Below are 465 nucleotides of genomic sequence, written 5' to 3'. Positions count from 1 at the left end.
GCAGAGGATGGTCCTTTATCAAGTTGGGAAAACGTAGATCTAGATCAACTTCAAGCTTCTTGTAAATAGAGTAATAAATCTCATAAAGTTTCTTATCCGCGTCATACCACATCCTATCAACTGGTCGACTTTTTTCATCGAATATATCTGTCATTAGAAGCGCAGCATCACCATCCCCTTGAGAAGTAGCAAGCTGGTAATAGCTCAGCGCCTTAGGATAGTTATGCTTAACTATTTTATAATACGCACCCAATTCATAATTAGCGGGAGCATATCCTTGCTCAGCAGCGCATCGCGTGTACCGAAGTCCTAGTTCGTCCTGATTCGCTTCATAAATATAAAGCTTACCTAACGCAGTTAAGGCTGGAGGGTTACCCATACTGGCGGCCTTCTCCAAGAAGGTAAGCCCATCGGTAGCAGGATTCTTAACCCCGGCACGATTGCCAATCATTGCCCCCATGTTAT

Annotated in this window: 1 protein-coding gene; it reads right to left on the bottom strand. The window is 43.9% G+C overall.

Annotated features, from left to right (window positions below; all coding sequences use genetic code 11):
- Window positions 1-465: tetratricopeptide repeat protein (locus tag HMPREF2886_RS32750; protein WP_139148377.1), on the bottom strand; the 465-nt coding region annotated here is incomplete at both ends.

It is taken from the genome of Pseudomonas sp. HMSC066A08, from assembly GCF_001813025.1.
GTDB lineage: Bacteria > Pseudomonadota > Gammaproteobacteria > Pseudomonadales > Pseudomonadaceae > Pseudomonas > Pseudomonas aeruginosa.
The sequence above is the reverse complement of the archived record's forward strand: the minus strand, read 5'-3'. Positions and strand labels throughout refer to the sequence as shown.